This window comes from Betaproteobacteria bacterium (assembly GCA_009377585.1).
In the GTDB taxonomy this organism is placed as follows: Bacteria; Pseudomonadota; Gammaproteobacteria; order Burkholderiales; family WYBJ01; genus WYBJ01.
Genome location: WHTS01000052.1, coordinates 1 through 20188, shown reverse-complemented (window position 1 = coordinate 20188; position 20188 = coordinate 1). Strand labels below are relative to the sequence as shown.

The following is a 20188-nucleotide window of genomic DNA, read 5'->3' as shown; positions in this document are numbered from 1 at the left end:
CCGGCAATTTCGTTGCAACCCCAAGGGAATACGTCGCATGGGCGGATGGGCTTCGCGTCGATAACACGAGGAGGCGCATATGAGCGATGAAAGAAAGGTGGCCATCGTCACCGGCGCAGGCCGTGGGCTGGGACGTGCGATGGTCATCGGTCTGCTGCAAAATGGCGTCGACGTGGTTGCCGTCGACCGCGACAAGGAACCGCTGGGGTCGAATCATCAACGTCACCACGAGCCTGGGTTCGATGCTGCGCGCAGGATTCGGTCCCTACGGCGCTTCGAAGGCGGCCGCCGAATCGCTCACTCGCATCATGGCCGAAGAACTGAAAGGAACTGGCGTCACGGTCAACGTGCTCACGCCCGGCGGTCTCACCAATACGTCGGCCAATCCGGGCGCACCGTTCGACCGATCCAAAATGATTCAGCCCGAAGTCATGGGGCCACCGTTGCGGTGGCTCATTTCCGACGCTGCGTCCGAAGTCACCGGCAGGCGCTTCCTGGCTTCTCACTGGAATCCGTCTCTGCCTCCCGTGGAGGCGGCAAGGGATGCGGGGGCGCCCGCCGCGTGGGATCCGGGCAAGAGCCTGCCGAAGGAACCTGAACGCATCGCCTGACGGTAGAAATCTCCTATGTATCGCACTCGAGCCATTTGCGCAGCAGCGCCAAGATTCAGCCACTGACAGTGATCGTCGGTGTGCAGCTTGGTGGCACCGAGCACGTAGCGCCGAGTAAGCCGCGTCAATCCGGCAGGCTGCGGCTCTGTCTTTCTGCTCCGGTCACCCTGGCGCAGGCTGAAGCTTCCGTCAGCCTTTTCCCATGCCTTCCGCGGGCTTCGTGGCGCTGCCGGCGCGCACCTTCTGCTCGATGCGCTGGCCCACGTCGCCGTCCACCTTCTTCCAATAGTCGAAGGCGCGTTCCAGCACCGGGCTGCGCACGCCGCCGAGCAGGCTGCCCGCGACCTGGTCCACCAGCGCCGCGCGCTGCGGGTCGTTGAAGACCTCGCGCACCAGCGTGCCGGCCTGGCCGAAGTCGTCGTCTTCCTTGTGCAGCGTGTAGGCGCTGCGCACCATCGCACCGTCGGCCTCCCAGTCTTCGGCCGCGGGACCGGTGACATCCGACCAGGGACGCCCGGCGCTGTTGGCCGCGTAGACCGGGGCGGCACCGCTGTGATGGTAGGCCATCGGGCCATCGAACATGTAGGTGTTGACGGGCACCTTGGGCTGGTTCACCGGCAGCTGGTGGAAGTTGGCGCCGATGCGGTTGCGCTGTGCGTCGTTGTACGCGAAGGCGCGGCCCAGCAGCATCTTGTCCGGCGACAGGCCGATGCCCGGCACCGTATTGCCCGGAGAGAACGCCGCCTGCTCGATCTGGGCGAAGAAGTTTTCGGGATTGCGGTTCAGCGTCATGGTACCCACGGGGATCAGCGGGTAGTCCTTGTGCGACCAGGTCTTGGTCAGGTCGAACGGGTTGAAGCGATAGCTCTTCGCCTCGGTATATGGCATGACCTGCACCGACAGCAGCCAGCTCGGGTGCTCGCCGCGGGCGATGGCCTCGAACAGGTCGCGCCGGTGGTGGTCGGCATCCCGCCCGGCCATGATGGCGGCTTCGGCGTTGCTGAAGAACGCCATGCCCTGGCGGGTGTGGAAGTGGTATTTCACCCAGAATTTCTCGCCGGCCGCGTTGACCCACATGTAGGTGTGCGAGCCGTAGCCGTTCATGTGGCGCCACGTGCGCGGCAGGCCTCGCTCGCCCATCAGATAAGTCACCTGGTGCGCGCTCTCGGGATTGTTGGTCCAGAAATCCCACTGCATGCGCACCTCGCGCGGTGGATGCTGCGCGCCGTGCTTGCAGCTTGGTCGCGGTGGATCCGCAAAGACCCTTCGAAAATCTTACTTCGATCGCACGGTTTTCAGCGCGCGGCCCCAGGCGATGACCTGATCCAGCATCGTGTTTACCTCGGCTACGTGCCGGGGATCGGGCTTGAATTTCGAGAAATTCTCGAAATCGGTGAAGAGCGACAGCATCACCTGAGCGCGCACGTCGGCGACCATGAGCTCGCCCATGACGAGCCGCAGCTGCTCCACTGCGCGTGCACCGCCGGCGCTGCCGTAGCTCACGAACCCGGCCGCTTTGTTGCTCCACTCACGGAACAGATAGTCGATGGCGTTCTTGAGCGCGCCGGACGTGCCGTGGTTGTACTCGGGCGTGACGAACACATACGCATCGAACGAGCCGATCTTTTCGGCCCACGCCTTGGTATGTGCGTGGCTGTACTGGCCCATGCTCGGCGGGACCGCTTCGTCGAGCAGCGGCAGGTTGTAGGCTGCGATATCGACGAGCTCGAACTCGGCGTCGCTGCGCTTTCCTGCGATGTCGTGCACCCAGCGGACGACCGCTTCGTTGTTACGTCCCGGGCGCGTGCTTCCGGTAACGATGGCGACTCTGATCATCTCGACTCTCCTCATGAATGGTTTCGAGTCGAATATACCGAGCGCAAGTCCTTTTGATTAGCGGGTGCAAGAAGGAAAGTCTGTGCAGCCCGCTGCACAATCGGGGGCCTGCTGCCGGGCCAGCGGCGCCACACTCAGCCGTACTGCACCTACGCGTGCCGCGACGAAGCGAGCGCGAGATCGATGAAAGCACGCACCTTCGCGGGGAGAAACGGCTGGCTGGGGTAAACGAAAGAGAGCGAGCCGGTGATCCAGCTCCATTGCGGGAGCACGCCCACGAGCGTGCCGTCGTCGGCGTATCGGCGCGCCAGGAAGTCCGGCAAGCCGGCGATGCCACTACCCTGGCGAGCAAGCGCCAGCACCGTGTCGAGATCGTCGGTGACCATGCGCCCCTTCACCGAAACTTCGATCTTCCGGTGGCCGTCGCTCAGCCGCAGGGCGTGCCGCGCGACCCTGGAGAGAATCAGGTATTCGTGGCTCTCGAGGTCGACAGGCGCCTTCGGCGTACCGCGTCGGGACAGGTACTCGCGGCTTGCCCACAGGCCGCCGGTGAAGGACAGCCATTTGCTTGCGCGCGACGAGGCTCGAATCCTTGAGCCGGGCAGCACGGATCGCGAGATCGACGCCTTCGCCGACCAGGTCCACGACACGGTTGGCGACGATGATCTCCAGGCTCACGTGCGGATACGCCTCGACGTAACGCGCTGCAATCGGCGGCAGGAGGCCATGCGCCACGTCGCCTGGCGCCGTGATCCGCAAAACACCGCGCGGTTCGACGGAGCTCGAGCTGAGCTCCGCCTCCGCGGTCTCGATCTCGGCGAGGCCCCGCATGCACCTCTCGAAGTAGGCTTGGCCGGCGGACGTGACGTGCAGTTTTCGGGTCGTGCGCCGGATGACGGTGACGCCCAGACGCTTCTCGAGGCGCGCGACCTTCGCGCTCACGGTCGTGTTGGGCATACCGAGCAGGCGCGCGGCCTTGCTGAAACTGCCGGCCTGCACCACTTTCACGAACACCGCGATGTCGTCGAGGTCCATGCCGCATTATGCATTCGGTTGCACGAACATTCCTTTCCGCGCCGCCCTGGCCGAATCCGATCCGCAGGCAAGGGAGGAGCGGCTGATCTCGTGGCAGCGCGCGCCGGCCGCGCGCATCGCGCATCCGCACGAAGACCATCTCATTCCGCTCATGGTGGCGGCGGGAGCGGCCGAGAGCGAAACCGCACATCGCATCTATCACGAACACGCGTTCTTCGGCGGCGTGGCGGTGTCGAGCTATCGGTTCGGCAGCGAGGTGGCGAGAGCGGGCGCCGAGTTTACACTTGCGGAGCCATACCCGTTACGCGAGTGACTTGGCAGCGCGCCGCTGCCAGATGAGCCATACCGTCGCTGCTACCGCAAGCACAAGGAAGGGAATGGAGCCGTAGTTGACAGCATCCCAGCCGCTCTTATGAAGCAACACGCCCGAAGCCGTCGACGAAATCGCCATCGTCAGGAAGACCATGAAATCGTTGGCGGCCTGGGTCTTGGCGCGCTCAGCGGGGGTGTGACATTCCGTCAGCAGCGCAGAGCCCGCGACGTACATGAAGTTCCACCCGATTCCGAGAAGAAAAAGAGCCACCCAGAAATTGATCAGCGTGGTGCCGGCCAGCGCGGCGACGATACAAAGCAAAAGCAGCAAGCAGCCGACGAGGATCACGTTAAGCACGCCGAGCCGGTTGATAAGGGAGCCCGTGAAAAAAGAAGGGCCGAACATGGCGATCATATGCCACTGCAAAACGAATGCGGCATCGTTGAAATGATGATCATGCGCACGCATTGCAAGCGGCGTCGACGTCATGAACAGATTCATGATGCCGTAGGAAAGCATCGACGCGAGAGCCGCCACGATGAAGACCGGTTGCGACATGATCTGCATGAGCGGCCGCCTCGACTCCTGACGCTCCTGCGCCGATGGCTTCGGGATGTCCAGGCGAGTGAGCAGCAGCGTGGCGATCGCGCACACGAAAATGAGGGAAAGATACGGGCCGAGATAAGGCTGCCCCGCAAAAAGTCCGGTCGTGTGCTTCGCCACTTCGGGACCGACGATCCCGCCGACGAGGCCGCCGGCGAGCGTGAGCGAAATCGCTTTGGCTCTGAATTCCGTTTTGGCCGCGTCGGCCGCGGCGAAGCGATAGTATTTTCCGAACGCCGAGTACATACCCATCACCGCCATCCCGGCGCAGAGCACCCAGAAATGCGCCAGATACATTGCGAGACTGCACAGCGCCGCGCCGCCCATGCCTATGATCGTTCCGACCTGAAACCCTCCGCGCCTGCCGATGTCGTTCATGAGCAGCGACGCGGGCACGGTGGCAATGGCCGATCCGATGACATAACAAGTGAGCGGAACGGTAGCGAGGGATTTGTCGCTCGCGAGCGCAAAACCAGCGAGCCCGGTCACCACGGTCATCGTCACGTTGCTGGCTTGCAGGGTCGCTTGGCAACCCGATAGCACGAGAACGTTGCGGTGTTGCCTCTGCATCTTTACTAAATTCATAACAGGGCAGGTTCGGAAAGAGCCTGTGGAGCACATTAGCATTCTTGGTATAGGATAAGTACATCCGCTTGCGCGAAGACGTGAAATTTCTCTGGAAGAGGCCTAATCAGGGTAAGGAATCGGACCCTTGCGCCGGTCGTTGAGTTGTCCATTGAGAGCGTCCGAAAGATTGGCCAGCCAATGCGCTCGCTCAGCACGCCGCAGCTACAACGCGTATTGCGGAACCGTTGCTCGCCCCTTGAACCTAACCACCTGCCTTGTCGTTGCCTGTGTAAGCGCAGGTCTGCTCTCCGGCTGCACTTTGCCATCGCTGGAGAACCGCACGACCTCGACTGTCGTACTCGACACCGCGGCAACGCGACTGGGACGGGCGATCACCCCGCTCGTGAGTGCGCATCCGAAACAATCCGGAATCTATTTGCTGGCGAATGCTCGCGACGCGTTTGCTGCGCGAGTGCTGCTGGCGCGCGCTGCCGAACGCACGCTCGATATTCAGTATTACATCTGGCACCACGATCTGACAGGGACGTTGCTGCTCGAAGCTTTGTACGCCGCTGCGGAGCGCGGAGTACGAGTGCGATTATTGCTCGACGACAACAATACCCAGGGCTTGGACGACACGCTCGCCGTGCTCGACGCTCACCCGAACATCGAGGTGCGTTTGTTCAACCCGTTCGTGATCCGAAGCCCTCGGGTGATCGGTTATCTGACCGACTTCTTTCGCCTCAATCGGCGGATGCACAATAAGTCGTTCACCGTGGACAATCAGGCGACGATCATCGTCGGCCGCAACGTCGGCGATGAGTATTTCGGGGCGACCGAGGGTGTGCTGTTCGTCGATCTCGATGTGATGGCGATCGGGCCGGTGGTGAGAGAAGTGTCGAAGGATTTCGACCGCTATTGGGCTAGTGGTTCGTCATACCCGGTCGATCGATTGCTGCCGCCAGCCGATCCCGCACGGATCGCTGCAATCGCGTCGGCTGCATCGGTGGTCGAGCGCGACCCAGCGGCCGGATCGTATGTGGCCGCGGTACGTGATTCTGTTTTTGCCCGTGACCTGATCGACGGCAAATTGTCATTCGAATGGGCCGTGACGCACATGCTCAGCGATGACCCCGCCAAGGGGCTCGGTTCAGCCGAGCCTGAGACGCTCGTCTCGGAGCGGCTGAGGAGCATCATCGGTAGCTCCGCGCAGCACGTGGATCTCGTCTCCGCCTACTTCGTACCCACCGAGGCGGGCGCCGATGCACTCGCTGCGCTGGCGCAACGCAAGGTGAACATTCGCATTCTGACCAATTCGCTCGAAGCGACCGATGTGCCTCCGGTTCACGCTGGCTACGCGAAGCGACGCAAGCAACTGCTCGATGCAGGCATCACCTTGTACGAGCTGCGTCGTTTGTCGCCGAAAATCGACAGGAACAAGAGTGCAGGCGCTATGGGTAGTTCCGGCTCGAGCCTGCACTCGAAGACGTTTGCGGTGGATCGTTCACGCGTTTTCATCGGCTCGTTCAATTTCGATCCGCGCTCGGCGAAGCTCAACACGGAGCTCGGATTCATCATCGACAGCCCTGCGTTGGCACAGAGGATCAGCACGGTGTTCGATACCAGAGTTCCGCAGAATTCGTATCAGGTGCACGTGTCGCACACGAACGAGTTGTACTGGACGGAACAGCACGCGGGGAAGTCGATACGCCATGAAACGGAGCCGGGTACGAGCGTCTGGAAACGGGCAGGAGTCTATTTGATCTCGCTACTACCGATCGAATGGCTTCTATGATGAAGGAGGTACATCGTGCCTGTCGCTTCACACATGGTGCGGTCCGACGCGAAGCGGGTCAAGGAGTCGAAGAGTAAACGACGGTCTCACACCGGCAACAGCGGTTCCTTCCTCTCCGGCGGCAGGTCGCCGTCGAACGAATTGACGAGCAGCGCGAGCGAAGCGTAATTCCCCAGGAACAGCACCAGCTCGATCGCGCCCCGCTGACTGAGCTGTTCCAGCGCGAGCTGAAACGTTACGTATATTATCGTCATCCCGGCGCAGGCTGGGATCCAAAGACCCCGGCGATCGCGGAAATCGTCAAGGCGAAGGGCGTGGACGTGCTCCGCATAGGCTTCCGGAGGAGACGTTCATGGACGCATTGTTGCTTCTATCGAGCGTTCCCTATTCCATGACACGCTCGTCCCTCACCCCCAACCCCTCTCCCGGGGGGAGAGGGGAGCGTCGCGTCCGTATTGGACTGTCGTCCAATACGGAACGATCAATAGTAGGGGTGCCGGAAAATTGCCGCCTGGGTGGGCCGGCGTTTCAGCGATTGCATCAGGCGCATCCGCGCGTGCAGGTGCGCATCGTTCATGATCAGGCCGAGTTTTCCCGACAGGTCACACAAGCGGACGCCGTGATCGGCAGTCGTCCCTATCTGAAATTATCTGCCGAGGCGGCGAAGCCCGGCGCACGGCTGCGTTGGGTGCAGACCACCACGGTGGGGGTGGATCAAGCGGTGCCGCCGGACTTGCTTGCGGCCGAGCACGTAACGCTCACCTGCATCAAGGGCCCGCCGGGGCCGCTAATGGCCGAGCATGCGGTGCTGTTGATGCTGGCGCTGTCGCGCAATTTGCCTGTGTATCTGAAAAATCAGCAACTGCATCTCTGGCGGCGCGAAGGGCAGGACTGGTTGCCGCTGCATGGCCAGACCACCGCCATTCTGGGCGTCGGCAGCGGCGGCGGTAATCTCGCTCGCATATGCAAGATCGGTTTCGGCATGACGGTTCTGGGCATGACCCGCACGCCGCGCGAAATTCCGCATCTCGACCGCGCCTTCGACAAAAGCGGATTGCTCAGCGTGCTGCCCGAAGCCGATTTTGTCGTGCTGTGTCTCCCGCATACACCGGAAACGCGGCTCATCATCAATGCAGCCGCGTTTGACGCCATGAAGCCCACGGCCTGTCTGATCAACGTGTCGCGCGGCGCGTTGATCGATGAGGAGGCCCTGATCGCGGCGATGCGGGCGGGCAGGATCGCCGGCGCGGGCCTCGACGTCACGACCGCGGACCCTATCCCCAGGGAAAGCCCGTTATGGGACTTGCCTAACACCATCATCACACCGCACATTGCCACCGAGTCGGTAAAAATGAGCGACGCAGTGGTGGATTTCTGGTGCGAAAATCTGCGTCGATTTGCCGAGAACCAGCCGCTGTTGGGAGTGGTGGACCGGCGGGCTGGCTACTGATAGATCGTGACTGCCATCTTTCTCAGTTATCGCCGTATCAATACCAGCGGCTACGCGGGACGGCTTGCCGATTCCCTCGAAAAGCACTTCGGCGAGGGCAGCGTGTTCCAGGACGTCGAGGCCATCGCTCCCGGCAGCAACTTCGTACACGCAATCGACGCCGCGATCGCGCGCTGCGAGGTGCTGGTAGTACTCATCGGCGACACGTGGCTCACCGAGCGCGGTGCGGGAGGCAGCCCGAGACTTAGCGACCCGAGCGATTTCGTGCGACTGGAAGTAGCGGCCGGACTGCGCTCCGGCATCCGCGTCATACCGGTGCTGGTCAAAGGCGCCAAAATGCCCTCGGAAAGCGCCTTGCCCGACGATCTCAAGCCGCTCGTACGCCTGCAAGGATTAGAGCTGTCCGATACGCGCTGGGACTATGACGTCGAACGGCTCGCAAAGGTCATGCGCGCGTGGACCGGAGGACGGCTGGTGCGCAGGCGCACCTATATGCTCGCCGGCGCAGCCATCGTGCTTGCCGCCATCGCCGGCGCCGCCGGCTACCTCGTCTATGACCAACCGCTTCAGCTATCCGGGCAATGGATGCTGCCGAATGGCAGCTTCTGGGTCGTGCTGCAAGACGGCCGCCGGCTGACCATAGAGGAAACGCACTACGATTCGAAACAGGTGTGGAAGCGCGGGGCCGGCACGGTGGATGGACGGCGCGTCGAATTTTTTCTCGAAACGATATACGGCTCGCCCCACCGCTACGAAGGAACGTTGAACGTGGGGTCTGATACGCGCTCCATGAGTGGCGTGGTACGCGAGGCGAACGCCGAACGCGGCGCCGCACTGGCGCTGACGCGGGCGCGTTAACGAGCCAAGATCGTTCTGCGGCTCATGCGAATGCTCATCCGCCACGACGGCAATGGCCGTGGAGCTGGACGACGAGCGTAGACCTGACGAGTTACGCCTGACGCCTGGCCCCTGGCGCCTGACGGTCAGGGAAACATCGCCCAGCCGACGCGATCGGTCTGCGCCTTGAAGAAGTGTCCGTTCGTGCTGGTTGCGAATATCGTGGTCAGGTCCGGGCCGCCGAAACAGCAGTTCGTGGGACGGTTGGCGGGCACCGGGTGCGTCTCCAGCACGCGCCCGGCCGGCGAGAACACATAAAGCATCGGGCCCGAGCCGGCGGTGTAGTAGCCGGCTGTGGCGACGATGTTGTCCTCGGCGTCCAGGCACATGCCGTCGATGCCGCGATGTACGCCGCGCGCATCCTCGCCCCAGGTGAAGAGGGCGTCGTACGGCCCCAGGCTGCCGTCTTCCCTGATCGGGTAGGCGCGCAACTGCCTCGGGATGCCGCGGGTCGAGCCGCTCTCCGCGACGTACAGCGTCTTTTGGTCGCGCGAAACCAGGATGCCGTTCGGCTGCGTGGTATCGAAAGTGACGCGCGTGACCGTGTACTTCCCATCCTTCTGCGGATCGGCGCGCAGGACCGAACGGTGATCGAGCTCTTCGACCTCCGTCTTGTCCCAGTTACCCTCGTTGACCGGATTGGTGAACCAGATGCGGCCCTTGCGATCGATGGCAAGATCGTTCGGCGTGGAAAGCCTTTTTCCGTCGAGGCGATCGGCCACGACCACATTCCTGCCGTCGGGATCGAGGCGCACGATCGCCCGTCCGCCCGCGCAACAGCCGAAGAGACGGCCGTTCTCGTCGAATGCCAGACCGTTGGTGCGGTTGGTGCCGGTGCGCCATTGCTCGATCGCGTTCGAGCGCGGGTCGTAGCGCAGGATGCGGTTCTGGCGGATCTGCGTGATGTAGATGTACTCGCCGTCCCATACCGGGCCTTCGGTGATGAGCTCTTCGGTGCCGGGCTTGAGCAGCAGTTCGAATTTCCAGGCCATTTCCTTTGACTCCTTTGTCACGCCGCCTACTCGAGGGTCGAGCCGCGCCGTCTTCGTGCTGGCGAGCCCTTAACCGCGGCTACTTGCCGTCGTGGGAGGCGACCGACACCACCGCCGGTTTGGCCGAGCGATTGCTCCAGGCGTGATTCACGCCGCGGTTGATCACGAACTGTCCCTGCTCGAGCAGCACCTCCTCCTTGTCGAGCACGAGCACGATCTGGCCTTCGAGCACGATGCAGATGTCCAGCGTGCGCGTCTTCTGCATGTAAGGATGCGGCGCATCCGCTGAATACGTGCACGCGTGCGGCGCACCCACCGCTTCGAAATAAGCCCTCACCTCGCGCTCGCCGACTTTCCCCTGCCACCCGTCGTCGGGCGGGAACGTGAAGACGTTCAGCACCGAGCCCTTGGGCGGTGGAATCAGCACGTTCGGCAGATGCAGCGTCTCGCACACGAGCTTCGCCGGAAAATCCTTGACGACCCACATGCGGTGGAGCACGAAGCCCGGACGCGCGGGATCGAAGCGCACGTCGGGCGACGACGTATCGCCGACGAGGCTCGACTTGCCGGCCTCGCGGTCGATCGCGACCACGCGCCGCTGCGGTCTTACTCCGGGTGGGAGCTTCTGCTTCTCCGGCGGCCGCATCGGTTTGTCATCTCCGACCACGGTGCCGAATTCATCGGCGAACTCGCAGTCGAACATGTCGAACGCCATCAGGCAGCCTTGCGCCGAGCTGTCCCACAGGTGCCACGCACCGACGTCGATCACCACGTCGCCGGGATAGAGCGTCAGCTTCGTGTCGTCGAGCTCCATCGTGCGGCTGCCCGAGATCATGATCCCGTAGTCGAGCGATCTTGTCTTGTGCATGTACGAGCGGTTGTAGTGATTGCCGCCGCCGCGATCCCAGGTGCGGCCGTGCTGCTCGGGCGCCTTGTAGGGCGCGTTCGGCGGCGATTGCGGCGTCTTCGGCAGCCAGTGCACGACGCGTTGGTGTCCACCGCCGACGGGACACGGAAACTCGTCGTTCCATGTGCCGGCGTCTTCCTTGCCATTGAGCGGCGGCGGCGTCTCGCGCCATACCCAGAAATCGGTGTGGCCGCGGCCTTCGATCTTCGCATCCTGAACGCCGGGCAGTTGCGCTTCGTGCACGCCCGGCGAGGGACCGTCCCGGACCACCATGGAGCGGCCCTGGTCGTCGTTGCCGGTGACGACGCGCCGGATCGGTGTCATTGCCATGCTTCCCCTCCCCTCATTTCGTCACGCCTTCGAGCTCGAACGGCTTGCCATTAACCTCGAGCGTGCTCACGAGCGGCACCTGCTGCGTGATCAGACCTTCGGCGAAGCAGCCCGCCTTCGCGTTCTTCAGCAGATGCGCGATCTTCTCCGCCGGCGCGTCGGCTGCGATCGAGAGATGCGTGTCGACGCCGTCCCAGCGGTTGAAGACCGTGCCCTTGATGACCGAGCCGCCGAGGAGTTTCCGGAACCGGACCTTGCAGCTCGCGCTTGCGACCGTGAGCTTCATCATGTGCGCGTACCGCGCAACCTGGGTGAGCAATCAAAAGCCCACACCCATCGCCATGTAGGTCATCGGCGATGGGTACTTGTCGGTGCCGCCGATGCGCGCGGCCTCGTCACTGAACACTTCGAACTTGCCGAACACGCCACGCTTGAGATGCATCTCGCCCGAGACGACCTCCGTATACACCTCGTTGTCGGTCTGCACGCCCTGCGCGGGCAGCTCGGGCTTGTCGATGATGCGCTGGCCGATTTCGCTGGGCAGATTGCTACCGTCGAGCGGCTTGTCCATGGATCGCTCCTGTGGGTGCGTTGGAAGGAAGCGTGCATGGTAGCACCACCGCCGCGACCCCTTTCGCGCGCCGCTGCGCTTTGACGGTTGCCGTCGGCGAGAAAATCATACTTCGAGGCGCTGCCGGTATTCGTCGAAGACTACCGCGCCAAAGGCATGACCCGCATGCGGCCATTGGCGGTCGCTCGAATTGCGAGGGACCGCTAATGGCCGGTCAGCGACTTCAGTTGACGAAACCGCAATCGACCCTCAGCGGACTCACCTGGGCATCACTGCTCCAGGGCGTGCCACGGCTCATCTCTGCCGGGCTTTGCGCGCGGCGTACTTGGCGTCGCGCGCGGCCTTCTGGTCCTCCTTGAGCGCTGCATCGGCCTCGGCTCGAGCGACGCGTTCGGCATCCTTGCGCGCGACTTGTTCGATGGCAGCCTGCGCTTGCCTGGCCTTCTCAGCCGCGCGTTGCGCCTCTCTCTCTTGGGCTCCGACCCGGTCGGAGTACTTCCGGTCCGCCGTGCGGATCTTGCGGGCTGCTGCGGCTTCCACCAGGGCGGCCTGCCGCTCGGAAGACTGTGCGCCGCCGGCCGGCGCCGTCGCGCGCATCTTTTCGAGCTGGGCCTTCTTCGCCTTGGCCGCCGTTTGCAGGCGTTCCACGAAACCTGGTTCTTTACTCGGCATGTCCTCAGTCCGTCATTTCAGGGTGGCTAGCAGTCACGAAGTGGACCCGACTTGCCGATCATATCCGATGCTAGTCGGCAATCTGTAGCCCGTTCACGACTTCGGGTGCAAACTCGATGCCGAGGCCTGGCCCCGTTGGCACCGCAACCAGTCCGTCCTTCACCTCAATCTGAGGGCTGTACCAGTCCATCGGGTGCTCCGGCAGGGCGGCGGCGTACTCGCATCTCGATGGGCAGCTCGGACAGTGTTGCGCAGAAGTGCGTCGAGAGTGCCTGACGTGGACCCAGGTAAGGACTATGCGGCGTCAGCGGCAATCCGTAGTGCCGGGCGATGATGTTCGTGCGGTGGTTGCGGATGAAGCCGCCGTTGTAGAGCACTCGACTTCTTCTTCCGGCGTTGTTTCGCGAATGAGGCTGGAGACGTAGACCGGCACCTGATCGCGCTTTCGCCCGCCGAGCAGGTCGCCGATCGATTTGCCGGTGGCTTTGCCGAGGAGGTCCAGGACAGCCGCCTCGGCCCATGCGACCGTCATCCAGAATGCCGACCCGGCGTACTTGTAGTTCCACTCGATGATCACAGGTGTGCCGGATACGTTGTGAAAGTTGAAGAGGGGGCGGTCGTAGTTTGGACGTGTTTGCGTGGTCATGGTCTCTTCCTTGCTGGAGCGACGCGGGTCTCGCCGACGCCATGAGATGCTGCCGCCGCGCTCGTTCGCATTCTCGTGTGAAACGCCATCAGGATGATCAGCCACAGCGTCGAGCGCGTGCCATAATGCCACGGCGCGCGGCGTCCGCGGTGCGCTCTACATCGTGGTCTTCAGGAGAAAACACATGGCATCGTTGAGCCGTGAGCTGGCGCGGTGGGTCGGCGCGCTGCGCTACGAGGATCTTCCTCCCGCCGTCGTCGATCGCGCCAAGGGCGTCACGCTGCACTGCCTCGCGTCCGTGCTCGTCGGCTCACAAACCCCGGCGGGTCGGCAGGCCGTCAAGTTCATCGCGGACGAGGAGCGCGGCGTCGAGCAAGGCGCGACCATCATGGTCGACGGCACGAAGGTGACGAAAGGCGGCGCGGCGTTCGCGAATTCCGAAATGGGCTTCGCGGGCGGCAAGTGGGACACCTTCCGCATGCTCACGCATCCAGGCACGAGCATCATTCCGAGCGCGCTGGCAGCGGCGGAGGTCTCCGGCGCCTCGGGCAGGGACTTCATGACGGGCGTGGTGGCGGGCTATGAAGTCTCGGAGCGCATGAGCGCGGACTTCATCGCGACCCTGATGGCGCGCGGCTTCCATCCCGGACCCGTATTCGGCCTCTTCGGCGCAGCCATCGCTGCGGCGAAGATCATGGGCCTCGACGCGGAGCAGCTCAACAGCACGATCGCGCTCTGTGCGAGTCTCGCGGGCGGCAATCCGGAAGCGGCGCGCAGCGGCGGCAAGGCCTTGCGCGAGGGCGCCGCGGTGCGCAACGCCATGCTCGCGGTGGCGCTCGCCCAGGCCGGCCATGCCGGCGGTGAAACGGTGCTCGAAGGCGACGCCGGTTTCTACCACGCGTTTGCCGGCAGTAACACGGGCCGGCTCACGTACAACTTCGAGGGCCTGACGAAGACGAGCATTCCGAAGATCGCGGAGAACCTCGGCAAGGACTGGATCTTTCTCGAAACGCTGTATCGCATCTACTCCATTTCGGGCTACAACATCGCGCACATCGACGTTACCGCAGCGCTTTGCAAGGAGCACGACATCAGGCACCAGGACGTGGAGCGCGTAGAGGCCGTGGTGAACTGGCTCGAGACGCAGTACCCGAGTCCGGCTTTTCCGGCCCGGCGCGAGGACGCGCAGCCGCCGCAGCCGGGCATGACGCCCTACTTCACGGCCTACGCCATCGTGAACCGCGGCTTCCCGATCACGCAGACCTGGAGCATGAGCGGCGGGCCGCCGGCGGTTTCCGACGTCGCCCCGGAGGTTCTCGATCTCATGCAGCGGACGACGCTCATCCCGTCGCACACGATGACGCTGTTCGGGCCGCGCATCACGATCTACATGAAGGACGGCAAGGTGCACACCAGACAGGGGACCGGCCGCGAGTTCATCTGGGATTTCGACGAAGAGGCGCGGCGCATACGTGGCGTTGTCCCGCTGCTTCCGATGCCGCCCGAGCAGTTCGAGGAGATGATCGCGACCTGCAGCAATCTCGACCGCGAGGCGCGCGCAGACAAGCTCGTCGGGCTCACGCTCAGTCGAAAGAAGTGACGTGCTCAGGTCCGGCCGCTGATCGCGAATCACGCATCGCGACTTGCGGCCCTAGCCCCGATCGCTGCTCACCCCATCGAGAGCTTCGGGTAGGGATGGTCCTGCACCATCACCTCGACCAGCGCCGGCGAGCGCTTCGTCGCCGCGAGTCCCTGGCGGAGCGCTTCCTCGATGTGCTTCGGATCGCTCACCCGGATACCCTCGGCACCGCAAGCTCTTGCCATGTCGGCGAAGTCGGGGCTCTGAAACAGCGTCCCGTAGACGTGCCCGTAGATCGTCTGCTGCTGCATGGTGGTCTGGCCGAAGCAGTTGTTGTTCATGACGACGCAGAGCACGTTCGCGCCGTACTCGGTGGCGGTCGGCAGGTCGCCGATCGTCATGAGGAACGCCCCGTCGCCCGCGAGCGCCACGACGTCGCGCTGCGGAAACTCCATCTTCGCCACCATGGCCGTCGGCAGGGCGTAGCTCATCGCGTTCCAGACGCCCGACTGCATGAAGGACTCCGGCGTGGCGATGCGCCGCCAGCTGCGCGCCCACATCTGGCAGTTGCCGACGTCGCTCGCGACGACAGCTTCGTCGCCGAGCACCGTGTTCATCGACTCCATGAGCACGCCCGGATGGATCGGCTGGTCAGTTGCGGTGCGGCTCCGCCTGCGCAGCGAGACTTGCGCGCAGCGCCGCCTTTGCCGCGGCCATCCGGTTCGTAGCCGCCTCGTCGCGGGGGCGCTCGTAGGCTCCGAGCCGCTCGAGGAGCGCCGCGAGAAAGAGCTTGGGATCGGCGACGCACTCGTCCTCGTTGCCGTTCGCCGCGTCCGGCCTGTCGTCGAAGCCGACGAGCAGGAGGTTGCGCTCGGGCGCATTCGCCCGCAGAGCCGCCAGCTCGGCAGTGCCGGCCCTGAGGCCGATGCCGAAGATGAGATCGGTGCGCTTCAGCGCCTCGATGCACAGGGGGTGGCTGCGATACTGCTGGAAGTGGCCCGCGAAGAAGGGATGCGACTCCGGAATGACGCCGATCGCATCCTGCGCGAACACGACCGGGGCCTGCAGCTTGACCGCCAGCGCGGCCAGCTCCGCCATGGCGTGCTGGCGGATGATGCCCTTGCCGGCGGCGATCACCGGTGTGCGTGCCGCCATCACGGCTTCGGCGAAGCGCTCGACGAACGCGGGATCCGGCCGGGTGCACACGGTCGGCACCGGCCGGTAGGCGGGCAGCACCGCGGGCGCCTCCTGCAGGATGTGCTCGCTGTAGTCCGACACGCGCGGCAGCTCGACGTGCACGGGGCCGGGACGCCCGCTGCGGGCGATGTGGAACGCCTGCGCCATGACCTCGGGAATGTCCTGGATGCGCTCGACGCGCGCGCTCCACTTGGTGATCTTGCCGAACATCTCGTGCACGAACGCCGGATCGTCGACGCCGTGGAAGGCCTCCTTGTCGGCCTGCAGCGGCACCGCGCCGCCGATATGGATCATCGGCGAGGCTGCGCCGTAGGCCTGCGCCACGCCCGCCATCGAATTGAGGCCGCCCGGGCCCGCCGTCACGAGGCAGACGCCGGGCTTGCCCGTCAGGCGCCCATATGCGTCCGCCATGAGCGACACGTTGGGCTCCTGCTTGCACGTGACGAAGCGGAGCGACTTGACGCGCGAAAGCCCGTCGTAGATCGGATGGATGTGCGAGCCGGGAACGCTGTAGACGCGCTCCACGCCTTCCTCGCGCAAAGCCTCCGCGACAGCCTCGCCGGCGTGCATCGGGGCGCGGGTGCTCATCGAGTGCTGGTGTCCTGCGTCAGCTTGCGCTAGTGATTCGTCATCCCCGCGAAAGCGGGGATCCAGAACGTAGTTTCCTGGAGCCCCGCCTTCGCGGGGGTGACTGATTCTGGAGGGTCAAGCGGCCTTCCTCAACGCCCGCAACTGGCGCGCGATGAACGCCTTCAGCACCTCGTGCGCGCGGTCGGTCTGCGGGCCGGGCTCCTGGATCCACATGTGCTCGCAGCCCTCGAATATCTCCAGCTCGCACTCGCCGCCCGCGGCGCGCCAGGCCTGCGCGAACTTCTCCTGGATCTGCCACGGCACGTTGGAATCGAGCTCGCCCTGCATGATGAGCAGCGGCGGCAGCACGACCTTCTCGCCACGCTCGAGGATCTTCGCGGGATTGGCCTCGAAGATCGACTCCCACGGGTCGAAGTACAGCTTGGTCTTCTTGATCATCTCGGGGCGGTCGGTCTTCACCATGTGCTCGTAGCGCGCATGGCAGTCGCTGATCGGCGAGCGGGTCGCGACGTAGTTCACCGTCGCGTCGATTCCCGGCGCCTCCGCAAGCGGCAATGCGCCGTAACGCGCATCGCGCGGGCGCATCGCGACGAGCTCCGCGACGTGGCCGCCGCTGGAGCTGCCGAGCACACCGATCGTGGAGGCATCGCCCTTCCATTCCGGCGCGCGGTGCTTGAGCCACCGGACGCCGTAGTGCACGTCCTGCACCGATGCGGGGTAGGAGGCTTCGTGAGAGAGGGTCGTGTCGATCGCCACGACCAGGATTCCGCTCCTCGCGGCCGCTTCGCACATCGGCACGTTGGCCAGACGGTCCTTGTCGTGCCAGGCGCCGCCGTGCACGTCGAGCAGCACGGGAAAGGGCCCCGCACCTTGCGGCTCATAGACCCGCGCCATCAACTGGCGCTTCGGGGCGCTCCTGAATTCCACGTCCCGGACCTTGAGCTCGTAGTTTGCGGACGGGTTGTAGCTCGTCGTCATGGTCGCTCCTCCAGTGGTTGTCCGTGCAGCCGGCCGGCTGTGGGGAAGCGGCATTATGGCACCGCCAACCCGGGTGGAAGCAAGGTGTAGCGCAATCCGTCGGCGTGCGTCAGCAATGGCCTGGACGGGTCATTAGAGCATCGGCACGCCATCGTGGTCGACGGCGAAGCGCTCGCCGGCCTCGATGGGTACGCGCAACCGGTTTTCGAGCGACGGGATCGGACAATTCCAGGCTCTGCTGAACGAGCAGGGAAGGAGTCGCGCGTAGTTGAAGTCGATGCTCACGGCTCCGGACCGATCCATTGGTGTGTGCACGGCGCGGCCGGAACCGTAGCTCGCATGGCCGCTGGTCGCATCGGTGAAGTGGAACATGTAGGTGTCCCCGTAGCGCGTCCCGTAGAGCGTCTGTTCCGCGCCATCGATGGCGAACGTCACCTTCGCTGCCACCGGCCTCTCCACCGGGATCGGGTTGCGGTGATGGGAGATCGCGATTGTCCTTCCGTCGGTGACTTTCTCGACACGTGCCTCGACGATCCACTCGGTCGACCAGTCGTACGCCTGGATATGACTGAACTGCTGTGCCCAGACACTCTCCGGGTTCCAGACCTGGAGGGCGAATCTCTTCTTGTCGTAGCTGAAAACGATCCCCTCGGCGCCATTGGGAAAATAAGCGACCGAATCGGGATGATCCGGTCCGAACACCAGTTTCGCGCTGCCGTCGACCGTGCGGCCGTCGATCACGATCCCATCGCGGGCACTCGCCTCGACCAGGAGACCGGCTTCCCCCTCGGGCAGTGGTGACCAGAGCCCCGGAGCGCCCGGCACACGCTGTCCCGGTTTCGCCACATGGTTTCCCCAGACGAACGAGACGGGTCCGCGCTTTCCCCTGACGGATTCGGTTCGTTGCTGAATATGCTCGCGGTGCTTCGCGCGCGAATCATTGCTCTCGGTCATCTGGACCTCCTGGGTAAAGGGGACGCACACAATTTCCGCCCTGCAATTTTCGCCCCGGCGGCTGCACAGGAAACTGTGTGCGTCCCCTTTTACCGCAGGGACGTACCGCTCGGGGCGAATGCCGCACCCGGCACGCGGATGCTAATAGTGGGAGTCGAAGTTCACGCCTTCCATCTTCATGAGCTCGTCGAGCTCGATGTACGAGCGCCGCGTCTCGCGGTCGACCGTGAACTGCATGCGCTTGTGCCCTTCGAGCGCAGCCCGGACGGACAGCAGCTGCAGGCCATCGCTTCCGACCTGCCACTCGTGCGAGCCGGCGATGCCCGCGGGCGCGTAGATCGCGTTTCCGGGGCCGACCGGATACTCCTTGCCGTGATAATCGCGGACGATCGCGCTGCCCCGGATCACGTAATAGAAGACCTCGATCGGGTGCCAGTGCAATTCCTCGTGCACGCCCGGCTGGAACGTGGCGACCGCCACCCGCACCCGCTCGCTCGGAGACTCCGGCACGCCAACCAGAGGCTGCACCGTCTGGCCCTGGACCACGCCCGGCAGCTTCCTGACCTGTGACTGGTCGATGATCCGCAGCGTCGATTCGAATTCCATGGCGGTCCTCCGTGATGGCAGATTCATGTCGCCAGGCGCCGTTCGCTGCGAGATGGCCGGACAATCGAGGCTGGCCCGCGACTCGGTGGATCGTCTGGCATTTGGGTACGACGGTCAAGGCCGGGCGCAAGGCGAATCGACGCCACCCGCCGACAGCTTGCCGGTTGCGCCACCGTGGCAGGTTCGGAGGCGAGGCAAAGATTCCACGGCCGGGGGCTGGAGTAAATCGCCGACTTGGCTCATCCTTCGTCCCTCATCCTTGAGCCCGATACCCTGCCCCATGACGCCAGCTATCCGGACCGGATCGATCGACGCGCACGCACACTGGACGCCCGAAGCCTATGTCCGCTACATCGGCGAGCTCGGGCGCAACGCGACCAGCGGGCCGCTCTCCCCGCTCAATTTCGACCTCGAAGCGCGCCTGAAATGGATGGACGGCCACGGGGTGAAGATGCACGTGCTGACGCTGTCGGGCGGCATGCCGTGGCAGTGGGCGCCGCAGGACGCGGCGAACCGGCTGGCGCGCATCGTCAACGATGCCGCAATCGAAGCGCACAAGGCGTATCCGGACCGTTTCGTGGCTGGCGCCGCGCTCCCGATCCGCGATCCCGCGGCGGCACTGAAGGAGCTCGACCGAGTCGCGGGCGCGCCGGGCATGCGCGCGGTGCATCTGCCCAACTCCATCGAAGGGCGTGACTACATCTTCGAGCCCGCTTACGCGCCACTGCTCGCGCGCTGCGAGGAGCTGCGCTACACCCCCTGCTGTTCCATCCGCTCGACGCAGTGGAGAACCACTACGGTGGCCAGGAGCGCCTCGCAGGGCCGCTGTTCATCTACAACACGCTCGGCTTCCCGTTCGAGACCGCGACCACCGCCGCCAAGTTCATCCTCTACGGCGTGCTCGACCGCTTGCCTGCGCTCGACATCGTGCTGCCGCATTCCGGCGGCTGCTTTCCCTACATCGCAGGGCGGATCGACCACAGTATCGCCAAGGGCGCGGCGGCGGTCGAGCTCGCACATCCGTTCCGCGACTACATACGCCGCTTCCACTACGACTC

General features: G+C 64.2%; 21 protein-coding genes and 2 pseudogenes. 7 read left to right on the top strand and 16 right to left on the bottom strand.

Features of this window, described 5'->3' with window-relative positions; translation table 11 throughout:
• Positions 1-86 precede the first annotated feature (86 nt).
• Complete coding sequence (locus tag GEV05_16800) at positions 87-611, top strand: SDR family NAD(P)-dependent oxidoreductase (protein MPZ45019.1); 525 nt, start codon at positions 87-89, stop codon at positions 609-611.
• A gap of 189 nt (positions 612-800) precedes the next feature.
• Here the strand turns inward: GEV05_16800 and GEV05_16795 are convergent.
• The 4 genes and pseudogenes from GEV05_16795 to GEV05_16780 all read right to left on the bottom strand — a co-directional run bounded on the left by GEV05_16795 (position 801) and on the right by GEV05_16780 (position 3404).
• Positions 801-1808: pseudogene (locus tag GEV05_16795) on the bottom strand (catalase).
• A gap of 78 nt (positions 1809-1886) precedes the next feature.
• Positions 1887-2447 (bottom strand): NADPH-dependent FMN reductase, encoded by a 561-nt coding sequence (locus tag GEV05_16790; protein ID MPZ45018.1) that lies wholly within the window; start codon positions 2445-2447, stop codon positions 1887-1889.
• 149 nt (positions 2448-2596) lie between these two features.
• The gene (locus tag GEV05_16785) at positions 2597-3097 is read right to left on the bottom strand and encodes a hypothetical protein (GenBank protein MPZ45017.1); all 501 of its coding nucleotides are present in this window, start codon (positions 3095-3097) and stop codon (positions 2597-2599) included.
• Positions 3015-3404, bottom strand: a pseudogene (locus GEV05_16780) (LysR family transcriptional regulator). The gene GEV05_16785 and the pseudogene GEV05_16780 overlap by 83 nt, the downstream one beginning before the upstream one ends.
• Before the next feature lie 61 nt (positions 3405-3465).
• Here GEV05_16780 and GEV05_16775 point away from each other — a divergent pair.
• Complete coding sequence (locus GEV05_16775; protein ID MPZ45016.1) at positions 3466-3795, top strand: hypothetical protein; 330 nt, start codon at positions 3466-3468, stop codon at positions 3793-3795.
• Here the strand turns inward: GEV05_16775 and GEV05_16770 are convergent.
• Positions 3784-5025, bottom strand: coding sequence for an MFS transporter (locus tag GEV05_16770; protein ID MPZ45015.1), 1242 nt, complete (start codon positions 5023-5025; stop codon positions 3784-3786). The two genes, GEV05_16775 and GEV05_16770, sit on opposite strands and share 12 nt — an antisense overlap.
• Before the next feature lie 241 nt (positions 5026-5266).
• On the opposite strand from GEV05_16770, the gene GEV05_16765 reads away from it, so the two are divergent.
• The 3 genes from GEV05_16765 to GEV05_16755 all read left to right on the top strand — a co-directional run bounded on the left by GEV05_16765 (position 5267) and on the right by GEV05_16755 (position 9068).
• Positions 5267-6760 carry a phospholipase D family protein gene (locus GEV05_16765; protein ID MPZ45014.1) on the top strand — a complete coding sequence of 498 codons (1494 nt, stop codon included), beginning with the start codon at positions 5267-5269 and terminating at the stop codon, positions 6758-6760.
• 352 nt (positions 6761-7112) lie between these two features.
• The gene (locus tag GEV05_16760) at positions 7113-8210 is read left to right on the top strand and encodes a D-2-hydroxyacid dehydrogenase (protein MPZ45013.1); all 1098 of its coding nucleotides are present in this window, start codon (positions 7113-7115) and stop codon (positions 8208-8210) included.
• A 3-nt stretch (positions 8211-8213) separates the two neighbouring features.
• A complete protein-coding gene (locus GEV05_16755) occupies positions 8214-9068 on the top strand; it encodes a TIR domain-containing protein (GenBank protein MPZ45012.1) in 855 nt (284 codons plus the stop codon).
• Between the two features lie 125 nt (positions 9069-9193).
• On the opposite strand, the gene GEV05_16750 is transcribed toward GEV05_16755, so the two are convergent.
• The 6 genes from GEV05_16750 to GEV05_16725 all read right to left on the bottom strand — a co-directional run bounded on the left by GEV05_16750 (position 9194) and on the right by GEV05_16725 (position 13357).
• Positions 9194-10099: an SMP-30/gluconolactonase/LRE family protein gene (locus GEV05_16750; GenBank protein ID MPZ45011.1), complete on the bottom strand. Its 906-nt coding sequence runs from the start codon at positions 10097-10099 to the stop codon at positions 9194-9196.
• Positions 10100-10178: 79 nt separating this feature from the next.
• The gene (locus GEV05_16745; protein ID MPZ45010.1) at positions 10179-11336 is read right to left on the bottom strand and encodes a hypothetical protein; all 1158 of its coding nucleotides are present in this window, start codon (positions 11334-11336) and stop codon (positions 10179-10181) included.
• A gap of 13 nt (positions 11337-11349) precedes the next feature.
• Positions 11350-11625, bottom strand: coding sequence for a hypothetical protein (locus tag GEV05_16740; protein MPZ45009.1), 276 nt, complete (start codon positions 11623-11625; stop codon positions 11350-11352).
• 30 nt (positions 11626-11655) lie between these two features.
• Positions 11656-11907: a hypothetical protein gene (locus tag GEV05_16735; GenBank protein MPZ45008.1), complete on the bottom strand. Its 252-nt coding sequence runs from the start codon at positions 11905-11907 to the stop codon at positions 11656-11658.
• A gap of 294 nt (positions 11908-12201) precedes the next feature.
• Positions 12202-12579 (bottom strand): hypothetical protein, encoded by a 378-nt coding sequence (locus GEV05_16730; protein ID MPZ45007.1) that lies wholly within the window; start codon positions 12577-12579, stop codon positions 12202-12204.
• A gap of 304 nt (positions 12580-12883) precedes the next feature.
• Entirely contained in the window at positions 12884-13357 is a 474-nt protein-coding gene (locus tag GEV05_16725) for a hypothetical protein (GenBank protein ID MPZ45006.1), read from the bottom strand.
• Positions 13358-13409: 52 nt separating this feature from the next.
• Between GEV05_16725 and GEV05_16720 the strand changes: the two genes are divergently transcribed.
• Positions 13410-14825, top strand: a complete 1416-nt coding sequence (locus GEV05_16720; protein MPZ45005.1) for a hypothetical protein — start codon at positions 13410-13412, stop codon at positions 14823-14825.
• 68 nt (positions 14826-14893) lie between these two features.
• Here GEV05_16720 and GEV05_16715 read toward each other — a convergent pair whose 3' ends face one another.
• The 5 genes from GEV05_16715 to GEV05_16695 form a co-directional block, all read right to left on the bottom strand.
• On the bottom strand, positions 14894-15685 hold the full coding sequence (locus GEV05_16715) for a hypothetical protein (GenBank protein ID MPZ45004.1): 792 nt from the start codon (positions 15683-15685) through the stop codon (positions 14894-14896).
• Positions 15456-16589, bottom strand: a complete 1134-nt coding sequence (locus GEV05_16710) for a hypothetical protein (protein MPZ45003.1) — start codon at positions 16587-16589, stop codon at positions 15456-15458. The genes GEV05_16715 and GEV05_16710 overlap by 230 nt, the downstream gene beginning before the upstream one ends.
• Positions 16590-16706: 117 nt before the next feature.
• Positions 16707-17624, bottom strand: coding sequence for an alpha/beta hydrolase fold domain-containing protein (locus GEV05_16705; protein ID MPZ45002.1), 918 nt, complete (start codon positions 17622-17624; stop codon positions 16707-16709).
• A gap of 78 nt (positions 17625-17702) precedes the next feature.
• Positions 17703-18524 carry a DUF1684 domain-containing protein gene (locus tag GEV05_16700; GenBank protein MPZ45001.1) on the bottom strand — a complete coding sequence of 274 codons (822 nt, stop codon included), beginning with the start codon at positions 18522-18524 and terminating at the stop codon, positions 17703-17705.
• A gap of 141 nt (positions 18525-18665) precedes the next feature.
• On the bottom strand, positions 18666-19157 hold the full coding sequence (locus GEV05_16695) for a cupin domain-containing protein (protein ID MPZ45000.1): 492 nt from the start codon (positions 19155-19157) through the stop codon (positions 18666-18668).
• Here GEV05_16695 and GEV05_16690 point away from each other — a divergent pair.
• A partial coding sequence (locus tag GEV05_16690; protein ID MPZ44999.1) for an amidohydrolase family protein occupies positions 19102-20188 on the top strand: 1087 nt, incomplete at its 3' end. The two genes, GEV05_16695 and GEV05_16690, sit on opposite strands and share 56 nt — an antisense overlap.

What these genes read in the sequence shown, in the direction of transcription:
- GEV05_16750 (MPZ45011.1), bottom strand. Translation starts at nt 10,099, where the DNA reads ATGGCCTGGAAATTCGAACTGCTGCTCAAGCCCGGCACCGAAGAGCTC.
- GEV05_16800 (MPZ45019.1), top strand. Translation starts at nt 87, where the DNA reads ATGAAAGAAAGGTGGCCATCGTCACCGGCGCAGGCCGTGGGCTGGGAC.
- GEV05_16760 (MPZ45013.1), top strand. Translation starts at nt 7,113, where the DNA reads ATGGACGCATTGTTGCTTCTATCGAGCGTTCCCTATTCCATGACACGC.
- GEV05_16710 (MPZ45003.1), bottom strand. Translation starts at nt 16,589, where the DNA reads ATGAGCACCCGCGCCCCGATGCACGCCGGCGAGGCTGTCGCGGAGGCT.
- GEV05_16700 (MPZ45001.1), bottom strand. Translation starts at nt 18,524, where the DNA reads ATGACCGAGAGCAATGATTCGCGCGCGAAGCACCGCGAGCATATTCAG.
- GEV05_16770 (MPZ45015.1), bottom strand. Translation starts at nt 5,025, where the DNA reads ATGCTAATGTGCTCCACAGGCTCTTTCCGAACCTGCCCTGTTATGAAT.
- GEV05_16715 (MPZ45004.1), bottom strand. Translation starts at nt 15,685, where the DNA reads ATGCGCCCGAGCGCAACCTCCTGCTCGTCGGCTTCGACGACAGGCCGG.
- GEV05_16695 (MPZ45000.1), bottom strand. Translation starts at nt 19,157, where the DNA reads ATGAATCTGCCATCACGGAGGACCGCCATGGAATTCGAATCGACGCTG.
- GEV05_16745 (MPZ45010.1), bottom strand. Translation starts at nt 11,336, where the DNA reads ATGGCAATGACACCGATCCGGCGCGTCGTCACCGGCAACGACGACCAG.
- GEV05_16720 (MPZ45005.1), top strand. Translation starts at nt 13,410, where the DNA reads ATGGCATCGTTGAGCCGTGAGCTGGCGCGGTGGGTCGGCGCGCTGCGC.
- GEV05_16735 (MPZ45008.1), bottom strand. Translation starts at nt 11,907, where the DNA reads ATGGACAAGCCGCTCGACGGTAGCAATCTGCCCAGCGAAATCGGCCAG.
- GEV05_16740 (MPZ45009.1), bottom strand. Translation starts at nt 11,625, where the DNA reads ATGATGAAGCTCACGGTCGCAAGCGCGAGCTGCAAGGTCCGGTTCCGG.
- GEV05_16790 (MPZ45018.1), bottom strand. Translation starts at nt 2,447, where the DNA reads ATGATCAGAGTCGCCATCGTTACCGGAAGCACGCGCCCGGGACGTAAC.
- GEV05_16730 (MPZ45007.1), bottom strand. Translation starts at nt 12,579, where the DNA reads ATGCCGAGTAAAGAACCAGGTTTCGTGGAACGCCTGCAAACGGCGGCC.
- GEV05_16775 (MPZ45016.1), top strand. Translation starts at nt 3,466, where the DNA reads ATGTCGTCGAGGTCCATGCCGCATTATGCATTCGGTTGCACGAACATT.
- GEV05_16705 (MPZ45002.1), bottom strand. Translation starts at nt 17,624, where the DNA reads ATGCCGCTTCCCCACAGCCGGCCGGCTGCACGGACAACCACTGGAGGA.